At 67.6% G+C, this 21,157-nt stretch carries 21 protein-coding genes; 14 read left to right on the top strand and 7 right to left on the bottom strand.

The genetic code is table 11. The annotated features are described in order from the left end of the window. The first annotated feature begins 54 nt into the window (after nucleotides 1-54). Both ABE434_RS11040 and ABE434_RS11035 read left to right on the top strand, forming a co-directional pair. A complete protein-coding gene (locus ABE434_RS11040) occupies nucleotides 55-735 on the top strand; it encodes an isochorismatase family protein (protein ID WP_346478863.1) in 681 nt (226 codons plus the stop codon). Between the two features lie 86 nt (nucleotides 736-821). Further along, nucleotides 822-1,460: a hydrolase gene (locus ABE434_RS11035; protein ID WP_346478862.1), complete on the top strand. Its 639-nt coding sequence runs from the start codon at nucleotides 822-824 to the stop codon at nucleotides 1,458-1,460. A 42-nt stretch (nucleotides 1,461-1,502) separates the two neighbouring features. Here the strand turns inward: ABE434_RS11035 and fghA are convergent, their stop codons facing one another. From fghA to ABE434_RS11020, 3 genes are read right to left on the bottom strand one after another with little or no spacing between them, the layout of a single operon-like run. After that, the gene (gene fghA, locus ABE434_RS11030; protein WP_346478861.1) at nucleotides 1,503-2,333 is read right to left on the bottom strand and encodes an S-formylglutathione hydrolase; all 831 of its coding nucleotides are present in this window, start codon (nucleotides 2,331-2,333) and stop codon (nucleotides 1,503-1,505) included. Nucleotides 2,334-2,381: 48 nt separating this feature from the next. Beyond that, nucleotides 2,382-3,491, bottom strand: a complete 1,110-nt coding sequence (locus ABE434_RS11025) for an S-(hydroxymethyl)glutathione dehydrogenase/class III alcohol dehydrogenase (protein ID WP_346478860.1) — start codon at nucleotides 3,489-3,491, stop codon at nucleotides 2,382-2,384. A 55-nt stretch (nucleotides 3,492-3,546) separates the two neighbouring features. After that, nucleotides 3,547-3,822: a metal/formaldehyde-sensitive transcriptional repressor gene (locus ABE434_RS11020; protein ID WP_176988219.1), complete on the bottom strand. Its 276-nt coding sequence runs from the start codon at nucleotides 3,820-3,822 to the stop codon at nucleotides 3,547-3,549. Between the two features lie 162 nt (nucleotides 3,823-3,984). On the opposite strand from ABE434_RS11020, the gene ABE434_RS11015 reads away from it, so the two are divergent. After that, nucleotides 3,985-4,206: a hypothetical protein gene (locus tag ABE434_RS11015; protein ID WP_346478859.1), complete on the top strand. Its 222-nt coding sequence runs from the start codon at nucleotides 3,985-3,987 to the stop codon at nucleotides 4,204-4,206. A gap of 154 nt (nucleotides 4,207-4,360) precedes the next feature. Here the strand turns inward: ABE434_RS11015 and ABE434_RS11010 are convergent, their stop codons facing one another. Continuing rightward, nucleotides 4,361-4,747, bottom strand: coding sequence for a hypothetical protein (locus tag ABE434_RS11010; protein WP_346478858.1), 387 nt, complete (start codon nucleotides 4,745-4,747; stop codon nucleotides 4,361-4,363). Between the two features lie 123 nt (nucleotides 4,748-4,870). Continuing rightward, nucleotides 4,871-5,755: a LysR family transcriptional regulator gene (locus ABE434_RS11005; protein WP_121039764.1), complete on the bottom strand. Its 885-nt coding sequence runs from the start codon at nucleotides 5,753-5,755 to the stop codon at nucleotides 4,871-4,873. Nucleotides 5,756-5,861: 106 nt separating this feature from the next. On the opposite strand from ABE434_RS11005, the gene ABE434_RS11000 reads away from it, so the two are divergent. Then, nucleotides 5,862-6,920: an NAD(P)-dependent alcohol dehydrogenase gene (locus tag ABE434_RS11000; protein WP_346478857.1), complete on the top strand. Its 1,059-nt coding sequence runs from the start codon at nucleotides 5,862-5,864 to the stop codon at nucleotides 6,918-6,920. A 416-nt stretch (nucleotides 6,921-7,336) separates the two neighbouring features. On the opposite strand, the gene ABE434_RS10995 is transcribed toward ABE434_RS11000, so the two are convergent. Then, complete coding sequence (locus ABE434_RS10995; protein WP_346478856.1) at nucleotides 7,337-8,701, bottom strand: glutamate--cysteine ligase; 1,365 nt, start codon at nucleotides 8,699-8,701, stop codon at nucleotides 7,337-7,339. 164 nt (nucleotides 8,702-8,865) lie between these two features. On the opposite strand from ABE434_RS10995, the gene ABE434_RS10990 reads away from it, so the two are divergent. From ABE434_RS10990 to ABE434_RS10980, 3 genes are all read left to right on the top strand, one after another. Beyond that, nucleotides 8,866-9,564: a VIT family protein gene (locus tag ABE434_RS10990; RefSeq protein WP_346478855.1), complete on the top strand. Its 699-nt coding sequence runs from the start codon at nucleotides 8,866-8,868 to the stop codon at nucleotides 9,562-9,564. 3 nt (nucleotides 9,565-9,567) lie between these two features. Next, on the top strand, nucleotides 9,568-10,401 hold the full coding sequence (locus ABE434_RS10985; protein ID WP_346478854.1) for a helix-turn-helix domain-containing protein: 834 nt from the start codon (nucleotides 9,568-9,570) through the stop codon (nucleotides 10,399-10,401). Nucleotides 10,402-10,497: 96 nt separating this feature from the next. Then, nucleotides 10,498-11,475, top strand: a complete 978-nt coding sequence (locus ABE434_RS10980; protein WP_346478853.1) for an MBL fold metallo-hydrolase — start codon at nucleotides 10,498-10,500, stop codon at nucleotides 11,473-11,475. A gap of 153 nt (nucleotides 11,476-11,628) precedes the next feature. On the opposite strand, the gene yihA is transcribed toward ABE434_RS10980, so the two are convergent. Next, complete coding sequence (yihA, locus tag ABE434_RS10975; protein WP_346478852.1) at nucleotides 11,629-12,252, bottom strand: ribosome biogenesis GTP-binding protein YihA/YsxC; 624 nt, start codon at nucleotides 12,250-12,252, stop codon at nucleotides 11,629-11,631. Between the two features lie 155 nt (nucleotides 12,253-12,407). Between yihA and ABE434_RS10970 the strand changes: the two genes are divergently transcribed. The 7 genes from ABE434_RS10970 to betA all read left to right on the top strand — a co-directional run bounded on the left by ABE434_RS10970 (nucleotide 12,408) and on the right by betA (nucleotide 21,022). Next, nucleotides 12,408-13,205 carry a c-type cytochrome gene (locus ABE434_RS10970; protein WP_346478851.1) on the top strand — a complete coding sequence of 266 codons (798 nt, stop codon included), beginning with the start codon at nucleotides 12,408-12,410 and terminating at the stop codon, nucleotides 13,203-13,205. Between the two features lie 129 nt (nucleotides 13,206-13,334). Further along, nucleotides 13,335-13,979: a thiol:disulfide interchange protein DsbA/DsbL gene (locus ABE434_RS10965; protein ID WP_346478850.1), complete on the top strand. Its 645-nt coding sequence runs from the start codon at nucleotides 13,335-13,337 to the stop codon at nucleotides 13,977-13,979. A 122-nt stretch (nucleotides 13,980-14,101) separates the two neighbouring features. Next, nucleotides 14,102-14,929, top strand: coding sequence for a thiol:disulfide interchange protein DsbA/DsbL (locus ABE434_RS10960; RefSeq protein WP_176988209.1), 828 nt, complete (start codon nucleotides 14,102-14,104; stop codon nucleotides 14,927-14,929). 50 nt (nucleotides 14,930-14,979) lie between these two features. Then, nucleotides 14,980-15,717: an endonuclease/exonuclease/phosphatase family protein gene (locus tag ABE434_RS10955; protein WP_346478937.1), complete on the top strand. Its 738-nt coding sequence runs from the start codon at nucleotides 14,980-14,982 to the stop codon at nucleotides 15,715-15,717. Between the two features lie 121 nt (nucleotides 15,718-15,838). Then, nucleotides 15,839-17,818, top strand: coding sequence for a choline BCCT transporter BetT (gene betT / locus ABE434_RS10950; RefSeq protein WP_179460069.1), 1,980 nt, complete (start codon nucleotides 15,839-15,841; stop codon nucleotides 17,816-17,818). A 34-nt stretch (nucleotides 17,819-17,852) separates the two neighbouring features. Then, a complete protein-coding gene (betB, locus tag ABE434_RS10945) occupies nucleotides 17,853-19,325 on the top strand; it encodes a betaine-aldehyde dehydrogenase (protein ID WP_346478849.1) in 1,473 nt (490 codons plus the stop codon). A gap of 26 nt (nucleotides 19,326-19,351) precedes the next feature. Continuing rightward, complete coding sequence (gene betA, locus ABE434_RS10940) at nucleotides 19,352-21,022, top strand: choline dehydrogenase (protein ID WP_346478848.1); 1,671 nt, start codon at nucleotides 19,352-19,354, stop codon at nucleotides 21,020-21,022. The last annotated feature ends 135 nt before the right edge of the window (nucleotides 21,023-21,157 follow it).

Raw genomic sequence — 21,157 nt, 5'->3', positions numbered from 1 at the left:
CCGGTGCTTCCCACCGGCACTTCCTTTCCCTGCACGTACCAAGGATCCCCCGCAATGACGACTCCAGCCAACTTCAACGGCGCCGCACCGGTCATCGACCCCGACCAGGCCGCCATGCTCCTGATCGACCACCAGAGCGGCCTGTTCCAGACCATCGGCGACCTTCCCTTCACCACGGTGCGTGCGCATGCCGCGGCCCTGGCGAAGATGGCCAGCCTGGCCGGGTTGCCGGTGATCACCACCGCCTCGGTGCCGCAGGGCCCCAACGGCCCGCTGATTCCGGAGATCCATGCCAACGCCCCACACGCGCAGTACGTGGCACGGCGCGGCGAGATCAACGCGTGGCACAACCCGGATTTCGTCGCCGCGGTGAAGGCCACCGGGCGCCGCCAGCTGATCATCGCCGGCACCATCACCAGCGTCTGCATGGCCTTCCCGGCGATCGCGGCAGTGGCCGACGGGTACCAGGTATTCGCGGTGGTCGACGCCTCGGGCACGTACTCCAAGATGGCGCAGGAGATCACCCTGGCCCGCGTCGCGCAGGCCGGCGTGGTGCCGATGGACACCGCCGCGGTCGCCTCCGAGCTGCAGCGCACCTGGCATCGCGAAGACGCCGCGCAGTGGGCGGAGATCTACGGCCACATCTTCCCCGCCTACCAGCTGCTCAGCGAGAGCTATGCCAAGGCGCGCGACGTGGAGCAGCACGGCGAAGTGCTGGATTCCCAGCGCGATTGACGCCCCCCTGTCCTCCGTGGCGATGGTCGTTGCCATCGCCATACCCCGGCCGCCCAGCGGCCTCCCCACGCCCAGGAGTATTTCCCATGGCAAGCGAACCCATCCGTGATCCTGTCACCGATCACCTGCTGACCCCGCAGAACGCCGCCTTCATCATCATCGACTACCAGCCGGTGCAGGTGAACTCGATCGCCTCGATGGACCGACAGTTGCTGGTCAACAACATCGTCGGTACCGCCAAGGCCGCCGTCGCCTACGGGCTGCCGATCGTGCATTCCACGGTCAATGTGCGCAGCGGCCTCAACAAACCGCCGATTCCGCAGCTGCGCAAGGTGCTGGCCGACCATCCCACCTACGACCGCACCACGATCAATTCGTGGGAAGACACTGCATTCCGCGAAGCGGTGCAGGCCACCGGGCGCCGCAAGCTGATCATGACCGCCCTGTGGACCGAAGCCTGTCTGACCTTCCCCGCCCTGGATGCCCTGAAGGAGGGCTATGAGGTGTACGTCGTGGTCGATGCCGTTGGCGGCACGTCCCTGGCCGCGCATGACGCGGGCCTGCGCCGCATAGAACAGGCCGGCGGCAGGATGATCAGCGTCCCGCAGCTGTTCTGTGAGCTGCAGCGCGATTGGCAGCGCCAGGACACGGTGCCGGCGTTCATGGATCTTTTCATCCAGACCGGCGGCACTGCCGGTATCCAGTTCTCCTACGATCGCGAATGAGCGACGCAACGGCCACGCTCCCGCGTGGCCGTTGGGCGGGCATCAACCGTGCAACGCCTTGGCGTGATGCGCGATGTGCTCGCCGATGAAGCTGCTGATGAAGTAATAGCTGTGGTCATACCCGGGCTGCAGGCGCAGCGTCAGCGGGTGACCGGCGGCGGCGCAGGCGGCCTGCAGCCACTGCGGCTGCAGCTGGCTGTCCAGGAATTCATCGCCACCGCCCTGGTCGACCAGCAACGGCAGGCGCTCGGTGGCCGCGGCGACCAGCTCGCTGGCATCCCACGCCGCCCAGCGGGCGCGGTCCTCGCCGAGGTATGCGGCAAAGGCCTTCTGGCCCCACGGCACGCGGGTCGGCGCGACGATCGGCGAGAACGCCGAGACGCTCCTGTAGCGACCGGGATTCTTCAACGCGATCACCAGTGCCCCATGGCCGCCCATCGAGTGGCCACTGATGCTGCGCGCGCCCGTCGTCGGGAAATGCGCCTCGATCCATGCCGGCAGTTCCTCCACCACGTAGTCGTACATGCGGTAGTGCGCCGCCCACGGCTGCTCGGTGGCGTTGAGATAGAAACCGGCGCCCTTGCCCAGGTCGTAGCCCTCGGCATCGGCGACGTCATCGCCGCGCGGGCTGGTATCCGGCGCGACCAGGATCACGCCATGCTCGGCGGCGTAGCGCTGCGCACCTGCCTTGGTGATGAAGTTCTGTTCGTTGCAGGTCAGCCCGCTGAGCCAGTACAGCACCGGCAGCTTCTGCGTGGCGGCCTGCGGCGGCAGATACACGGCGACGTTCATGTCGCAGCCCAGCACCTGCGAAGTGTGGCGGTACACGTCCTGCCAACCGCCGGACGCGGCGCGGTGTTCGATGCGTTCCATGGTGATTCTCCATAGGGGCGGCGCGGATCACGCGCCGCCCTCAGTGATTCAGAAATGCACGACCGAGCGGATCGACTTGCCTTCATGCATCAGGTCGAACGCGTCGTTGATCTCGTCCAGGCCCATCGTGTGGGTCACGAACGGGGCCAGTTCGATGTCGCCCTTCATGGCATCTTCGACCATGCCCGGCAGCTGGCTGCGGCCCTTGACGCCACCGAAGGCGGTGCCCTTCCACGAGCGGCCGGTGACCAGCTGGAACGGACGGGTCGAGATTTCCTGGCCCGAGCCGGCCACGCCGATCACCACCGATTGGCCCCAGCCACGGTGCGCGCATTCCAGCGCCGCACGCATCACGTTGACGTTGCCGATGCACTCGAAGGTATGGTCCACGCCCCAGGTGGTCATCTCGACGATGACCTGCTGGATCGGCTTGTCATGATCCTTCGGGTTGATGCAGTCGGTCGCGCCGAACTGCCTGGCGAGTTCGAACTTGGTCGGGTTGGTATCGATCGCGAAGATGCGGCCGGCCTTGGCCTGGCGCGCGCCCTGGATCACCGCCAGGCCGATGCCACCCAGGCCGAACACCGCCACCGAATCGCCTTCCTGCACCTTGGCGGTGTTGTGCACTGCGCCGATGCCGGTGGTCACGCCGCAGCCGAGCAGGCACACGTGCTCCGGGTTGGCGTCGGGGTTGATCTTGGCCAGCGAGACTTCGGCCACCACGGTGTACTCGCTGAAGGTCGAGCAACCCATGTAGTGGTAGATCGGCTCGCCGTTGTAGCTGAAGCGGGTGGTGCCATCGGGCATCACGCCCTTGCCCTGGGTAGCGCGCACGGCCACGCACAGGTTGGTCTTGCCCGAGGTGCAGAACAGGCACTCGCCGCACTCGGCGGTGTACAGCGGGATCACATGATCGCCCGGCTTGACGCTGGTGACGCCCTCGCCCACTTCGACCACGATGCCGGCGCCTTCGTGGCCGAGCACGGCCGGGAACAGGCCTTCCGGATCATCGCCGGACAGCGTGAACGCGTCGGTGTGGCAGACACCGGTGTGGGTGATTTTTACCAGCACTTCGCCTTTCTGCGGCGGAGCGACATCGATCTCGACGATCTTGAGCGGTTCGCCAGCGGCGAAGGCAACGGCGGCACGGGATTTCATGGGGAGCACTCCAAGGCAGGGAACAAGGATGGGCAGTACGCGGTCGCCCGCATACTCATTTCAGATAGGACCGGATCAGCATGCTCATCTCGCGCACGCGCTCGTCGCGCTGCGCATCGGATTTCGCCGGCTGCCCGAACTCTTCGCGCAGATGGGCCTCCATCACCTCGGACATCAGTCCGTTGACGGCACCGCGGATCGCGGCGATCTGCTGCAGCACCGGCCCGCACTCGGCGCCGGCGTCCAGCGCGCGGTCGAGCGCATCGCACTGGCCACGGATCCGACGGACCCGGGCGAGAACGCGCTTTTTTTCCTGCGGTGAATGGGGCATGGGAGCGAGGCCGGTTAACTATACTGGGGGTGAGTATACAGGAGCGGGGGAATCGGGGTCGTTGACAGGCCGCCCGCCGGGCAGGAACACTCCACAGCACACGCCGCACGCGTCAGCCGGCGTCATGGATGACATCGCTCTCCCCTTGCAGACGGACCTCTCATGCCAACGTTGCGCGCCGTACTTCCCTACCTCTGCTTCCTCGCCGGCGGCGCTTTCCTGGTGCGTGGCCTGGGCGTGCTGTCATCACGCCTGGCGGATACCACCGCGCAGACGGCGGCGTATGCCGATGGATACGCTGCCGGCCAGACGGCCGCGGCGCTGCTGTTCGTTGGCGCAGCCGCGGGCCTGATCGCGGTGGGATGGCGCAGCCGGCGCCACTGACCACGCAGGCATCGGAAGCATCCACGCATGGCGTGGATCTACCCGTGATTCCCGTGATTCCCGTGATTCCCGTGATTCCCGTGATCGCGGTGATTCGACGAAGGGTGCATGGCAACCGTGCAGCGCAGCGGAATGCGTCAGAACGTCGCCTTCCTCAGTGCTGCCGGGCCTTGCGGTCGTTTCGCCAGGCCAGGCACACCCGGACCACCAGCAGGGCGGCGAACGCCACGACCACGCCCTTGACCAGCGGCACCGACGCTGCGCCGGGCTGCGGCCAGAACGCCAGCCACACAAAGGCGGCGGCCAGGCCGCTGTAGGCCAGCAGCAGCAACCACTTGGCGGCACGCGCGGAGAACGGCAAGGCAACGGCGGGCGCCGCCGCCAACAGAGCGGCCGCTACGGTGACCGTCCAACGGGCGCCGATCATCATGGCGATAGTGACCGCGACGCAGACCAGAACCAGTGCGCCGATGATGACGAAATACGCCAGCACCCAGGAAACAAGCAGGTCGAACAGCTTCCGATTGTGCATCCCTTCCATGTGCCATCTCCTTCTGGTCATACCGCGATGTGATCGCTGCGGGGCGCCCACGAGGCCTCCGCTCGCGAAACCAGCCTACCCAACGGGGACGCGTGCGACCAGTGCAGGCCTCTCCCGCCGGTGTTACCCCCGCAGCAGATCAATGAACGCCCGCAGCGCGGACGACATCTGCCGCTGCCGCGGGTAATACACCGCGAAACCGGCAAACGGCTCACTCCAGTCTTCCAGTACCGCAACCAGCCGACCGTCATCCAGGTACGGACGCGCGGAATCCTCAAGCACGTAGGCGAGGCCAAGTCCGTCCACCACCGCCTGCAGGATGGTGTTCTGATCGCCGAGGGTGAGTCGCCCCGGCACATCGATTTCCAGCGCCTGGCCATCGCGTTCGAACTGCCACTTGTACAGATGGCCGCTGGCGAAGCGGAACCGCACGCACTCGTGGCGGATCAGATCGCGCGGATGCCGGGGTATCTCGCGTCCTTCAAGATAGGCCGGCGCACCGACGATCAAGCCGCGCAGCGCAGGGCCCAGCGGCACGGCGACCATGTCTTCGGGGACCGATTCGTGCAGGCGCACACCGGCGTCGTAACCGCCGGCGACGATATCGACCAGACCGTCATCCTGGGCCAGCTCCAGACGCACATCCGGATGGGCCAGCAGGAACTTCGCCAGGCGCGGGCCGAGCTGGGTCTGGACCGCAGCGCGGGTGGCGTTGATGCGCAGCAGGCCGGCCGGTGCGGCACGGAAATGGTTCATCTCCTCCAGCGCGTCATGCACCTGCCCCAGCGCAGGCTGCAGGCGTTCGAGCAGGCGCTGGCCGGCTTCGGTGAGGGCGACGCTGCGGGTGGTGCGATGGAACAGGCCCACGCCCAGGCGCTCTTCCAGCGCGCGGATCGCGTAGCTGACCGCCGAGGTGGACAGCGCCAGCTCGGCGCCGGCCTTGCGGAAGCTGCGGTGGCGCGCCACGGCGGCAAAGGCGGCCAGATGGGTCAGGTTGTCAGTGGCCATGATTATCCCGTTTCACTTGATGAATCATGCCGATATCCTGACTGTCTGTGCACGGGATCGGGGCGTATTGTAAAGCGCCTTTCTACAAACCTGCCAAGGATTCCCCATGTCCCTCGCCCATGGTTATGCGGTGCACGACCAGACCGCGCCGCTGGTGCCGTTCTCCTTCGAACGTCGCCCGGCCGGTCCCGATGACGTCCGCATCGAGATTCTCTTCAGCGGCATCTGCCACTCCGATCTGCACCAGGCCCGCGACGACTGGGGCGGCGCCCTGTTCCCGATGGTGCCCGGCCACGAGATCATCGGCCGCGTGACCGAGGTCGGTGCCAACGTGACCCGCTTCAAGGTCGGCGACTTCGCCGGCGTCGGCTGCATGGTCGATTCGTGCCGCCACTGCGCGGCCTGCGATGAAGACCTGGAGCAGTACTGCGAGAAGGGTGCCACCTACACCTACAACAGCACCGAGCGTGACAGCGGCCAGCCGACCTTCGGTGGCTACTCCGACCACATCGTGGTCGAACAGCGTTTCGTGGTGAAGGTGTCCGAGACGCTGGACCTGAAGGCCGCCGCGCCCCTGCTGTGCGCCGGCATCACCACCTATTCGCCGCTGCGCCACTGGAAGGTGGGCCCTGGCCAGAAGGTCGGCGTGATCGGTCTGGGTGGCTTGGGCCACATGGGCGTGAAGTTCGCCAAGGCGATGGGCGCCACCGTGGTGATGATCACCACCACCCCGGAAAAGGGTGCCGATGCCAAGCGTCTGGGCGCCGACGAGGTGCTGGTCTCGCGCGATCCGGCGCAGATGAAGGCGCATGCCGGCAGCTTCGATTTCCTGCTCAACACGATCCCGGTCGGGCACGACACCAACCCGTACATGGCGCTGCTCAAGCGCGATGCGACGATGTGTCTGGTCGGCGTGCTGACCGAGCTGGACCCGCCGCCGACCGGCGTGAGCGTGATCTTCGGCCGCAAGCACATCACCGGCTCGGCGATCGGCGGCATGGCCGAGACGCAGGAAATGATGGACTTCTGTGCCGAGCACAACATCGTCAGCGATGTGGAAGTGATCGACATCAAGACCGTCAACGAGGCCTGGGAGCGCATGGCGAAGAATGACGTGCGCTACCGCTTCGTGATCGACATGGGCACGCTGGAAAAAGCGGCCTGATCCTTCCGCACAGGCATGAAAAAACCCCGGTAATGCCGGGGTTTTTTTTCAGCTGTACGCGTGTGGTCGAGCAGTCCAGGCGCCGCATGGATCCTGCTGTGTATTCGCCCGGGTCTGTCGCGACCGTGAGGGCCCCGTAGCAGCCGGTAGACCCCTGGCGCAAATGTCCCCCGGCCGCGGGCGGCCTCCTCCTTTATTTTGCCCAGGAGCCTACCGGCTGCTACGGGGCTCGGCTTGCGGTAAGGAGGGGAAGCCAGTTTTTTTCTGGCGCTGTCGGTGGGTCGGGCGCTGGGCGCCCATGCCCTTGGAGGCGAAATAAAGGAGGAGGGGGCGGCCGCAGGCCGACGCCGGAGGACATTCGCCGGAAAGGGCATGGGCGCCCAGTGCCCGACCCACCGACTACCGCTTTCGCCCACTCAGTACGCGAATTCCTTGAACACCGGATCGATGTTGCCGTTCCATTCGCCATGGAACAGCGCCAGCTTGCGATCGGCCGGGGTCAGCCCGGAATCGACGATCTCCTGCAGCACCTCCAGGAACTTGCTTTCATCCTGGCCATCGGCGTTGCGCGCGGCGCGGCGCTTGAGGCCGGCCACGGCGATCTTCAGCGCTTCACGCGACAGATCGAGCACCGTGCCATTGCGGAACGGCAGCTTCAGCCCATGGCGCGGCACGCCATCACGCAGGACGTTGCGCTCGACCAGGCTGAAATCGCGGACCAGATCCCACGCGGCATCGAGCGCGGCATCGTCATACAGCAGGCCTACCCAGAATGCGGGCAGCGCGCACAGGCGGCTCCATGGGCCCGCGTCGGCGCCGCGCATTTCCAGGTACTTCTTCAGCCGCACTTCCGGGAAGGCAGTGGTCATGTGATCGGACCAGTCGCGCAGCGTGGGCAGCTGGCCCGGCAGCACCGGCAGCTTGCCGACCATGAAATCGCGGAAGCTCTGGCCGCTGGCATCGTGGTACTTGCCGTCGCGGTAGGAGAAGTACATCGGCACGTCGAGCAGGTAATCGACGTACCGCTCGTAACCGAAGCCGTCTTCGAAGACGAAGTCGAGCATGCCGGTGCGGTCGTTGTCGGTGTCGGTCCAGATGTGCGAGCGGTAGCTCTGGTAGCCGTTGGGCTCGCCCTCGGTGAACGGCGAATCGGCGAACAGCGCGGTGGCGATCGGCTGCAGCGCCAGCGACACGCGGAACTTCTTCACCATGTCCGCTTCGGTGGCGTAGTCCAGGTTGACCTGCACCGTGCAGGTGCGGGTCATCATGTCCAGGCCGAGCGTGCCGACCTTGGGCATGTACTCGCGCATGATCTTGTAGCGGCCCTTGGGCATCCACGGCATCTCATCGCGCGTCCACTTCGGCTGGAAGCCCATGCCGAGGAAGCCCAGCTGCAGTTCGCCGGCGACCTGCGCCACCTCGTTGAGGTGGGTGCCGGTTTCCACGCAGGTCTGGTGGATGGTCTCCACCGCCGCGCCGGACAACTCCAGCTGGCCGGCCGGTTCCAGGGTCACCGAGGCGTTGTCGCGCAGCAGCGCGATGGTGCGTCCGTCTTCCTGCACCGGATCCCAGCCGAAGCGGGTCAGGCCGTTGAGCAGCGCTTCGATGCCGCGGTCGCCGTCGAAGGTGGGCGGCCGCAGGTCATCCAGGCGGAAGCCGAACTTCTCGTGCTCGGTGCCGATGCGCCACTGCGCCTTGGGCTTTTCGCCGGAGGCCAACGTGGCGACCAGTTCATTACGGTCGGTGATCGGCGTCTCGGCGACGTGGCTGGGGCTCGACAAGGGGAGGCTCGCAGAATTCTGGTCAGGGCGGGGATGTGGGGTTCGCGCCCCCGCATCGCAAGGGCGCACTATATCGTGGCGTCCCCTGCCGTCGTGTCACCGTGACGGTTTTCAGCATCCTACTGGCATGGGCTTGACGCTGCCCTGGCCCTAAACTGAGCCCCATGAGCAGATCCCGACATCCGGAAGTCCACCGCTCCGACCGTGTCGGCTGGCTGCGTGCCGCCGTGCTCGGCGCCAATGACGGCATCGTCTCGGTGGCCGGCCTGGTGGTCGGCATCGCCGCCAGCGGCGCCTCGGCCTCGACGATTCTGGCCACCGGCATCGCCGGGACCGTGGCCGGCGCGATGTCGATGGCGGCCGGTGAGTATGTCTCGGTGCAGTCCCAGGCCGATACCGAGCTGGCCGACCTGGCGGTGGAAAAGCGCGAACTGCACGAAGACCCGCACAGCGAGCTGGAGGAGCTGGCGGCGATCTACCGCCACCGCGGACTGAGTCCCGCGCTGGCGCATGAAGTCGCCACCCAGCTCACCGCGCACGACGCGCTCGGCGCCCACGCCCGCGATGAGCTGGGCATCACCGAGGAGCTGCGCGCGCGCCCGATGCAGGCGGCGCTGGCTTCGGCGGGCGCGTTCGTCAGTGGTGCGGCGTTGCCGGTGCTGACCGCCCTGCTCGCCCCGCATGCCATCGTCGGCCAGGCGACCACCGTCGTCACGCTGCTGGGACTGTGCCTGACCGGCACCCTGGCCGCGCATGCCGGCGGCGCCCCGCGCCTGAGGGGCGCGCTGCGCGTGACCTTCTGGGGCGCGATCGCGATGGCGGCGGCCGCCCTGGTCGGCCGACTGTTCAACGTGGCGGGCTGAGCGATGTCCGTCCCGATCGATACCACCACCTCCCTGCTGGCGACCCTGGCCAGCCTGGCGGACTGCCAGCGTGCGGACGGCTACGCCTGCATCACCGCGCGCCGCGAGCATGGCGCCTCGTCGGTGGAGATTCCACAGCCGCAGTTCGCGATCCTGCTGCAGGGGCGCAAACAGGTGCGCACCGCGCAGCAGTCCCTGGAATTCGCGCCGGGCGATCTGTTCCTGATCACCCGCCGCTGCCGCATCGATGTGGTCAACATTCCCGATCCGCACAGCGGCCTGTACCTCAGTGCGATCGTGCCGATGTGCGCCGAAGCGCTCACGGCCGCGCGGGCGCTGTGGAACGAGCCGTTGCCCGAGGCCGGCGACGCACTGGCCCGGCTGCCGCTCGCCGAACATGGCGCGACCCTGCTGCAGTGGCGGCAGGCACTGGAACACGGCCAGTACACCGAAGCACGGCTGGCCCTCGCGTCACTTGCGGTGGCGTTCTGTCGGCGCGGGCACGGCAGCCTGCTGGTTCCCCCCGAGCCCAGCCTGGGTGAGCGCATCCGCGATCTGATCGCCGCCCAGCCCGAGCGCGACTGGCAGTCGCGCGATTTCGAAGCGCAGCTCGGCCTCAGCGGTGCGACGCTGCGCCGGCGGTTGGCCAGCGAGCAGTCCAGCGTGCGCGAACTGATCACCGATGCACGGCTGGCGCATGCCATGGGCCTGCTCTACACCACCCGCCTGCCGTTGAAGACGGTGGCCGCGCGCGTCGGCTACCGCTCGCTGGGCAGCTTCAGCAAGCGCTTCGTCGAGCGCTATGGGCTGGAACCGGCGGCGATCGGCAACAGCTGAGCGCGAGCGGATCGCGCGGCATTCTGAGCGGAACGCAGTCCGCAGGACGCGCAGCATGGGGACACCGCGGCGCCGCCGCCCTGTACGGAATCCGTCATGTCCTTCCCCCGCGTTCGTATGCTCGCCACGGCCCTGCTGCTGGCCGCTGTCGCCAGCCCCGCACTGGCCACCACCACGCACGCCCCGCGCGAGCAGGTGCCTGGCGTGTATCACCAGCAGATCGGCACACTGCAGGTCACGGCGTTGTTCGATGGCACCGTCGCACTGGGCCGACAGGCGCTGGTCGGGATCGCGCCCGGCGCGGTCACCCGGCTGCTCGATCACCGCTACGTGCCCGAAGATGGCAAGGGCCTGCAGACCGCCGTCAACGCGTACCTGGTGCAGCAGGGCGATCACCTGACCCTGGTCGATACCGGCACCGCGCAATGCTTCGGGCCCGGGCTGGGCCAGGTGCTGGGCAACCTGCGCAAGGCCGGCTACGACCCGGCCGAGGTGGATGATGTCGTCCTGACCCACGCCCATCCCGACCACCTGTGTGGCCTGCTCGATGCGCAGGACAGGCTCGCCTACCCCAATGCCACGGTGTGGCTCTCGGCCGCCGATGCCGCGTATTGGCTCGACCCGGCCAGCGAAGCGACCGCGCCGCAGGGCGTGCGCTTTGCCTTCGCGTTGGCGCGCAAGGCAGTGGCGCCGTATGCGGCGAGCGGGAAATTGAAGCGCTTTGCGCCTGGCGACCACTTGCCGGCCGGCATCACCGCATTGGACAGCCATGGGCATACGGTCGGCCATGTGTCCTATCGCATCGATGGCGGCGCCGGCCAGCAACTGCTGGTCTGGGGCGACCTCGTGCATTTCCACGCGGTGCAGTTCGCGCAGCCGCAGGCGTCGTTTGAAGCGGACAGCGACCGCGCGGCCGCGATCGCCAGCCGGCGCCGGATGATGGCGCAGGCGGCGGATCAGGGCTGGTGGGTGGCGGGCGCGCACCTGCCGTTCCCGGGGCTGGGGCACGTGCGTCGCGAAGGTGAGGCGTTTGCCTGGGTGCCGGGCGAATTCGCGCCGTTGCCGGCGGAATGAGGGAACACGACCGCGCCCTACAACGGGCGGCAGGCGCATTCCGGTAGTGCCGGCCTCTGGCCGGCACCGGATACATCTGATGGAAAGAGCAGCCGGCCAGCGGCCGGCACTACCGGCGCCGTGCGGCCCATTGGACCGCAGCAACGCCGGGGGTCAGGTGGCTTCCGGCGCCGGCTTGTTCAGGCCCAGCCAGCCGCCGATGATCCCACGGGCTTCATCCACGCCCTGGCGGGCGGGGCCGGAGAAGGTCTGCACGCTGACGGTATCGCCGAAGGAGGACTGCAGCTCCTTGCGCACCTTCTGCAGGGCGATGCCCTGCTGGCCGCGGCCGAGCTTGTCGGCCTTGGTCAGCAGCGCGTGCGCCGGCAGGCCGCGCTGCACCGCATAGGCGAGCATCTGGCGGTCGTAGTCCCTCAGCGGGTGACGGATGTCCATCACCACCACCAGGCCACGCAGGGCCTCGCGGGTACGGAAGTACTGGTCGATGAAGGCCTGCCAGTGCGCCTGCAGGTCCAGCGGGACCTTGGCGTAGCCGTACCCGGGCAGATCGACCAGCTTGGCCCCCGGGGTAACCTCGAAGAACACCAGCTGCTGGGTGCGGCCGGGGGTCTTGGAGACCCGGGCCAGGCTGTTCTGGCGGGTCAGGGCGTTGAGGGCACTGGACTTGCCGGCGTTTGAGCGACCGGCAAAGGCGACTTCCGCGCCCACGTCGTCCGGCAATTGCCGGGTGTTGTGGGCCGAAAGCAGGTATTGGGCGCGTTCGAGGAGCAATGACATGGGTATAGGATCGCATGTCCGGGCCCGATCCGCGCTGCCCGCGCTCGGTTTTGCTGCACCCTGCGTTGACCGTGGCGTGAAACGGCGTTGATAATCGGGCGATCCCCGTGGTTGCGGTCCCGCAACCGCCAGGCCGGTCCACACGGAGCTTCCGCATGCGCCATGCTCGCGTTCTTGCCGTTTCCGCACTTGCTGTCTCGCTGCTCGCCGCCGTTGCCGTTGCCCAGACCTCGATCACCCCGTTGCCGGACAACGGGCCGATCAAGACCGCCTCGCTGGAGGTCGATTTCAGCAAAACCACCTGGGGCGACCACAAGGCCGGGCAGACCAAGGCCGCGGCCTGCGCGGCCTGCCATTCGGCCGATGGCAACTCCACCGTGGAGATGTACCCGAGCATCGCCGGCCAGAGCGAGCGCTACAGCGCCCAGCAGATGGCCCTGATCGCCAATGGCCAGCGCACCTCCGGGGCCTCGGCGGCGATGGTGCCGTTCGTGCAGGACCTCACCCCGCAGGACATGCGCGACATCGGTGCCTACTTCGCCACGCAGAAGGCCACCGCCGGCATCGCCGACGATGGCGCCGTGACCGACGGCCCGTACGCGGGCAAGAAGTTCTTCGAGATCGGCCAGCAGCTGTACCGCGGCGGCGATGCCGAGCGCGGCATCCCGGCCTGCATGGCCTGTCACGGCCCGACCGGCGCCGGCAATCCGGGCCCCGCCTACCCGCACATCAGCGGCCAGCACTCGGCCTACGTTGCCCGTCGGCTGCAGGAGTACCAGGCCGGGACCACCCAGGAAACCGACAAGGCGCACTTCCAGATCATGGCCACGATCGCCAAGTCGCTGACCGAGCAGGAGATCCAGGCCCTGGCCAGCTACCTGCAGGGCCTGCACAACCGGGCCGATGATGTCGCCGCTGCGGCCACCGTTGCCGGGGGCACGCAGGCACCGTAACCACCGCCCGCACCGCAGCGCATCCCCTTGGTCGGATGACAGATGCGACCGCCGTGGCTGGCGGGGTATGTTCACTGCCACGCCGGCGACTGGGCCGGCGTCGTTTTTTCTGTATGGAGATGGATGTAGATGACGTTGATGCCCCGCCTGATGTTGTTGCTGCTGGCCCTGAGCCCGTTGAGCACCCTCGCCGCCACCCCGACCCCACTGGTGGAAGGCAAGGATTACGAACGCATCGCCGATGCCGGCCCGTTCGCGCCGCTGGCCGGCAAGGTCGAAGTCGTGGAGATGTTCGGCTACACCTGCCCGCACTGCGCGCACTTCGAGCCGCAGCTGGAAGCCTGGGCCGCCAAGCTGCCCAAGGACGTCCGCTTCACCCCGGTGCCGGCCGCTTTCGGTGGCGTGTGGGATTCGTTTGCCCGCGCCTACTACGCCGCCGATCAGCTGGGCGTCGCCAAGCGCAGCCACCGCGCCATGTTCGATGCCCTGCATGAGAAGGGCTCGCTGCCGATGCAGAACGTCTCGCCGGATGAACTGGCTGCGTTCTACCAGGGCTTCGGCGTGGCCCCGCCGCAGTACATCGCCGCGCTCAAGAGCGATGCGGTGGACGCCAAGGTGAAGGCTGCCCGTGCCTTCGCCCTGCGCACCAAGGTGCCCGGCACGCCGACGCTGATCATCAATGGCGTGTACCTGGTCAAGGGCGACTCGTTCGAGGCCATGCTGCGCAACGCAGATGCCCTGATCGCCCGTGCGCGCAGCGGCAAGGCGCTCTGACAGCGCTCGCTGAACCATCACGCACCGTGCACGCGGGACGCTCGTTTCCGCGTGTCATCATGCTTCCCTGGCCGATGCTCCCAGCATCGGCCCCAACATGCTCATCCGCTGGAGATGCTTCGATGAAGACCCGTTTCGCCATTACGCTCATGGCCCTGCTGCCGATCCTGGCCGCCTGCAAGGCCCAGGACGGTACCGCCAACACCACCGCCCCGGCCGAACCGGCCGCGCCGAGCAGCACCCCGGCCACCGAAACGGCCACCCCGACCGAGCAGGCCCCGGCCGCCAGCGGTGAAACCGCCGCCGCCGAGACCGCCGCTGCCGAAGCCACCACCCCTGCGCCGGCCCCGGCATCCTCGCGCCCGACCGGCCCGGAGCCGGTCGCGGGCACCGACTATGTGGTGATCGAGAACGGCCAGCCGTTCCAGCCGGCCACCGGCAAGATCGAAGTCGCCGAGATCTTCGGTTACGTGTGCCCGGCCTGCGCCGCGTTCCAGCCGCTGATCGGGCCGTGGAAGGCTGGCCTGCCGAGCGACGTCAACTTCGTCTACGTGCCGGCGATGTTCGGCGGCACCTGGGATGACTACGGCCGTGCGTTCTACGCCGCGCAGGCGATGGGCCTGCAGGAAAAGACCCACGAAGCCATGTACGCCGCGATCCACGCCGAGCAGAGCCTGAAGGGCGAGCGCGGCCGTGATTCGGTCGAAGACATCGCCAACTTCTATGGCAAGCACGGCGCCGACCCGAAGCAGTTCGCCGCGATGATGGGCAGCTTCGCCGTCAACGCCAAGACCAACTCGGCCAAGCAGTTCGCCATGCGCAGCAAGATCAGCGGCACGCCGTCGGTGATCGTCAACGGCAAGTACCTGGTCAAGGGCAAGGGCTTCCCGGACATGCTGCGCATCGCCGATCACCTGATCGCGCGCGAACGCGCCGGCAAGGCCAACTGATCCAGCACCAGCGAACCGTCGTGAATTCCCCCCACACGCGGACCCTGCGCCTGCTGACGGCCAACATCCAGGCCGGTTCGAGCACCCGCCGCTACAGTGACTATGTGACCCGCAGCTGGTCGCACGCACTGCCGGCCGGGCGCAAACGAACCAGCCTGGATGCCATCGCGCAGATGGCCCGTGAGCACGACATCGTCGGCCTGCAGGAGGCCGACCCCGGCAGCCTGCGCTCGGGCTTCACCAACCAGACCCACTATCTGGCCGAGCGCGCCGGCTTCAATTACTGGAGCCACCAGCCCAACCGCCGCATGGGCGGGGTCGCGTCCAGCGCCAATGGCCTGCTCAGCAAGCTCGAGCCGGTCGAGGTCCAGGACCACGCCCTGCCCGGCCGGATCGGCGGGCGCGGCGTGCTGCTGGCCAAGTTCGGTGAAGGCAGCCAGGGCCTGGCAGTCGCGGTGGCGCATCTGTCGCTGGGGACCAATTCGCGCATGTCGCAGTTGGCCTTCATCGCCGATCTGCTCTCCGAGCATCCCAACGCGGTGCTGATGGGCGATTTCAACTGCCTGGCCGAACGTCCGGAAATGCAGGTGCTGTACCAGAAGACGACGCTGCAGCCGCCGGGCTGCGTGGTGCCGACCTTCCCCAGCTGGCGCCCGGATCGGGCGATCGACCACATCCTGCTCAGCAACGGCCTGCAGCAACGCAGTGCCGAGGCGGTGCCGGCCGCGTTCTCCGATCACCTCGCCCTGGCGATGTCGATCGACGTGCCGAGCAGCGCGCTGCGCTGACCCCTGTGCACCCGCCGCCCTTGCGCGGCGGGCCTCGCAGCGGCGTAAACAGGCTGTCCACAGCGCCTGTGCGATAAATCCCGCCGTCTGCCGCTCCGGCACCGGGAGTATCCCCCACCCCATGAGTACCGTGGAGCCGCCTCTGTCCGAGGTGCGCACGCTTCGACCCGTGTTCCTGCTTGCCGCCACGATCGTGGCGGCATTCGCCATTCTGGTCACCGTGTTTCCGATCGATGCCGGCGTGATGCTGCTCGATGCCCAGACTTGGGCGTCGCGCAATGTCGGCTGGTATTACCTGCTGGCGATGACCGTGTACCTGGTCTTCGTGGTCGGCGTGGCGCTGTCCGGCTATGGCAACGTCAAGCTGGGCGCGGACCATGACGAACCGGAATTCAGCTATCTGTCCTGGGCCGGCATGCTGTTCGCCGCAGGCATCAGCATCACCCTGTTCTTCTTCTGCGTCTCCGAGCCGCTGACCCACTACCTGCTGCCGCCGCAGGGCGGCACCGGCAGCGGCGAGGCCAGCGCGCGCCAGGCGATGCAGCTGCTGTTCCTGCACTGGGGCCTGCATGGCTGGGGCGTGTTCGCGCTGGCGGCGATGGCGCTGGCCTACTTCGCGTACCGCCACAACCTGCCCCTCGCGCTGCGCTCGGCGCTGTATCCGCTGATCGGCAAACGCATCAACGGGCCGATCGGCTACACCGTGGATGCGCTGGGCATCGTGGCCACCGTGTTCGGCCTCGGCGCGGACATGGGCTTTGGCGTGCTGCATCTCAACGCCGGCCTGAACACCCTGTTCCCGGTGCCGCACGCGGCCTGGGTGCAGGTCGGGCTGATCGTGCTGATGATGGGTGCGGCGATCACCGTGGCCGTCTCCGGGGTCGAGAAGGGCGTGCGCTGGATGTCCAACATCAACATGCTGCTGGCGATCTCGCTGCTGCTGTTCATGCTGTTCGCCGGGCCCACCCAGTACCTGCTCAACGCCTTCATGCAGAACATGGGCGACTACCTGGGCAACGTGGTCGGCAAGAGTTTCGATGTGTACGCCTATGGCGGGCGCCCGGACTGGCTGGGCAACTGGACGGTGTTCTACTGGGCCTGGTGGATCGGCTGGGCGCCGTTCGTGGGCCTGTTCATCGCGCGCATCTCGCGCGGCCGCACCATCCGCGAGTTCGTGCTCGGCGTGCTGCTGATTCCGCTGGGTTTCACCCTGGCGTGGCTGTCGATCTTCGGCAACAGCGCGCTGGACCAGATCCTGCATCACGACCAGGTGCATCTGGCGCAGATGGCGGTGGAGAACCCACCGACCGTGCTGTACGCGCTGCTGGAAAGCTACCCCTGGAGCCGCACCGTGATCGCGGTCACGGTGATCGTCAGCTTCATCTTCTTCGTCACCTCGGCCGACTCGGGCACGGTGGTGCTGTCCACGCTGTCCTCGCAGGGCGGCAATCCGGAAGACGACGGCCCGCGCTGGCTGCGCGTGTTCTGGGGCGTGATGACCGGCCTGGTCACCGCCGGGCTGCTGCTGGCCGGCAGCATGGACGCGCTCAAATCCGCGGTGGTGCTGGCCTCGCTGCCGTTCTCGGTGGTGCTGCTGCTGATGCTGTGGGGGCTGACCCGTGCGCTGGGCGAAGAGTCGCAGCGCAAGAAGGCCTCGCAGTACTCGCCGATCCCGTTGATCGGGCAATCGCGGCATCAGCGCGGCTGGCGCCAGCGCATCACCCAGGCGGTGCATTTCCCGGTACGCGACGAGGTGTACCGGTTCATGGACACCGATGTGAAGCCGGCGATCGAAGCCGTCGCCGCGCAGCTGCTCGAACAGGGCCTGGACGTGCAGACCAAGTTCGAGCCGGGTCACATGGAGCTGCTGGTGGACCATGGCGAACAACAGGTCTTCACCTACCAGGTGATCATGCGCGGCTACCTCACGCCTTCGTTCGCCGCGCAGCGCTTCCGCAACCAGCGTTACTACCGCGCCGAAGTGCACCTCTATGAGGGTGGACAGGACTACGAGCTGTTCGGCTACAGCCGCCAGCAGATCATCAACGACATCATCGATCAGTACGAGCGTCACCTGCAGTTCCTGCATCTCACGCGTTGACGCACTGATCTCCCGCTGCAAAGGAGTCATCGACATGCCTACCCTCCCCGACCAGCTGCTGTACATCGGCGGCCGCTACGTTCCTTCCCAGGGCGGAAAGACCTTCGAGGTCATCAACCCCGCCAACGGCGAGCTGCTCGCCAACGTCCACAGCGCCAACAGCGACGATCTCGACGCTGCGGTGGAGAGCGCCCAGGCCGGCCAGAAAGTGTGGGCCGCGCTGACCACCGTGGAGCGCTCGCGCATCCTGCTGCGCGCGGTCGAACTGCTGCGCGAGCGCAACGACGCACTGGCCGAGCTGGAATCGCGCAACACCGGCAAGGCGCTGAGTGAAACGCTCAACGTGGACGTGGTCACCGGCGCGGACGTGCTGGAGTACTACGCCGGTGTCATGCACGGGCTGGAAGGCAGCCAGGTGCCGCTGCGCGAGAGCAGCTTCTTCTACACCCGGCAGGAACCGCTGGGCGTGGTCGGTGCGATCGGCGCCTGGAACTACCCGATCCAGATCGCGCTGTGGAAGGCCGCCCCGGCGCTGGCCGCCGGCAACGCGATGATCTTCAAGCCCAGCGAGGTCACCCCGCTGACCGCGCTGAAGCTGGCGGAAATCTTCACCGAGGCCGGCCTGCCCGATGGCGTGTTCAACGTGCTGCCCGGCGATGGCGCCGGCGTCGGCTCGGCGCTGACCGAGCACCCGCTGATCGAGAAGATCTCCTTCACCGGCGGCACCGCCACCGGCCGCAAGGTGATGGCCAGTGCGTCCAGCTCCACGCTCAAGGACGTCACCATGGAGCTGGGTGGCAAGTCGCCGCTGATCATCTGCGACGACGCCGATCTGGACCTGGCCGCCGACGTGGCCATGATGGCCAACTTCTACAGCTCCGGCCAGGTCTGCACCAACGGCACCCGCGTGTTCGTGCCGCGCGGCAGGCTGGCCGCGTTCGAAGCCAAACTGCTGGAGCGGGTCAAGCGCATCCGCATCGGCGATCCGCTGGCCAAGGACACCAACTTCGGCCCGCTGGTCAGCGCCGCGCACATGCAGCGCGTGCTCGAGCACATCGCCAGCGGCAAGGCCGACGGCGCGCGCCTGGTCTGCGGCGGCGAACGGCTGACCGAAGGCGCGCTGGGCAAGGGCTGCTACGTAGCGCCGACCATCTTCAGCGATTGCCGTGACGACATGCGCATCGTGCGCGAGGAAATCTTCGGGCCAGTGATGAGCCTGCTGGCCTACGACGACGAGGACGAGGCAGTGCGCCGCGCCAACGATACCGATTACGGCCTGGCCGCCGGTGTGGTGACGCCCGACCTGGCGCGCGCACATCGGGTGATCCACCAGCTCGAGGCCGGCATCTGCTGGGTCAACAGCTGGGGCGAGTCGCCTGCGCAGATGCCGGTGGGTGGCTACAAGCAGTCGGGTGTCGGCCGCGAGAACGGGCTGGCCACGCTGCGCGCCTACACCCGCACCAAATCCATCCAGATCGAGCTGGACCGCTACGCGTCGGTGTTCTGAACCGGCCTTACCCAGGAGACACCGCGATGAAGCGCGAATACGACTACATCATCATCGGCGCCGGTTCGGCCGGCAACACGCTGGCCGCGCGACTCACTGAAGACGCCGGCGTCAGCGTACTGCTGCTGGAAGCCGGCGGCCCGGACTACCGGCTGGACTTCCGCACCCAGATGCCGGCCGCGCTGGCCTATCCGCTGCAGGGCCGCCGCTACAACTGGGCGTATGAAACCGAACCGGAACCGTACATGGACAACCGGCGCATGGAGTGCGGCCGCGGCAAGGGCCTGGGGGGCTCCTCGCTGATCAACGGCATGTGCTACATCCGCGGCAACGCGATGGACTTCGACCAATGGGCCAGCTTCGACGGCCTGGAAGACTGGAGCTACCACGACGTGCTGCCCTACTTCCGCAAGGCGGAAACCCGCGACATCGGTGCCAACGATTACCACGGCGGCGACGGTCCGGTCAGCGTGGCCACCCCGAAGAACGGCAACAACGTGCTGTTCCACGCGATGGTCGAGGCCGGCGTGCAGGCGGGCTACCCGCGCACCGACGACCTCAACGGCTACCAGCAGGAAGGCTTCGGCCCGATGGACCGCACCGTGACCCCGCGTGGGCGTCGCTCCAGCACCGCGCGCGGTTACCTGGACATGGCCAAGGACCGCGAGGGGCTGGAGATCGTGGTGCATGCCACCACCGACCGCATCCTGTTCGCCGGCAAGCGCGCCGTGGGCGTGCGCTACCTGGCCGGCAACAGCGCCGAGCCGATCGATGCCACCGCGCGCCGCGAAGTGCTGCTGTGCGCCGGTGCGATCGCCTCGCCGCAGATCCTGCAGCGCTCCGGCGTGGGCGCGCCCGCGCTGCTGGCCGCACTCGGCGTCCCGCTGGTGCACGACCTGCCCGGCGTCGGCGAGAACCTGCAGGATCACCTGGAGGTGTACATGCAGTACGCCTGCAAGAAGCCGGTCTCGCTGTATCCCGCACTGCAGTGGTGGAACCAGCCGGCGATCGGCGCGGAGTGGCTGTTCAACGGGACCGGCATCGGTGCCAGCAACCAGTTCGAGGCCGGTGGTTTCATCCGCACCCGCGAGGAGTTCGACTGGCCGAACATCCAGTATCACTTCCTGCCGGTGGCGATCAATTACAACGGCACCAACGCGGTCAAGGAACACGGTTTCCAGGCACACGTCGGCTCGATGCGCACGCCCAGCCGCGGCCGCGTGCACGCGAAGTCGCTGGACCCGCGCGAGCACCCTTCCATCCTGTTCAATTACCAGTCCACCGACCAGGACTGGCAGGAATTCCGCGATGCGATCCGCATCACCCGCGAGATCATCGCCCAGCCCGCGCTGGACGAGTACCGCGGGCGCGAGATCAGCCCGAGTGCCGAGTGCCAGACCGATGCGGAACTGGATGCGTTCGTGCGCGCGCATGCCGAGACGGCGTATCACCCGTCGTGCTCGTGTGCGATGGGCACCGACGCGATGAGCGTGGTCGACGGCCAGGGCCGCGTGCATGGCATGGAAAGCCTGCGCGTGGTCGATGCGTCGATCATGCCGCGGATCATCACCGGCAACCTCAACGCCACCACGATCATGATCGCCGAGAAGATCGCCGACCGGATCCGCGGGCGCGCCCCGCTGCCACGCAGCACCGCGGCGTACTACGTGGCCGGAGACGCCCCGGCACGGCGCTGAGGCCGCAGCGATCCACCGGTAGGCGCCGACCGTTGGTCGGCGCGCGCATCCCGGTAACGCCGGCCGCTGGCCGGCATCGCACATCCCGGTAGTGCCGGCCGCTGGCCGGCTCCTCACGATCCAACGGTACTGCGG

Source organism: Stenotrophomonas sp. TWI1183, assembly GCF_039673115.1.
Lineage (GTDB): Bacteria > Pseudomonadota > Gammaproteobacteria > Xanthomonadales > Xanthomonadaceae > Stenotrophomonas > Stenotrophomonas maltophilia_AA.
Note: the sequence above shows the minus strand (reverse complement) of the source record. Positions and strands in the feature narration are given on the sequence as shown.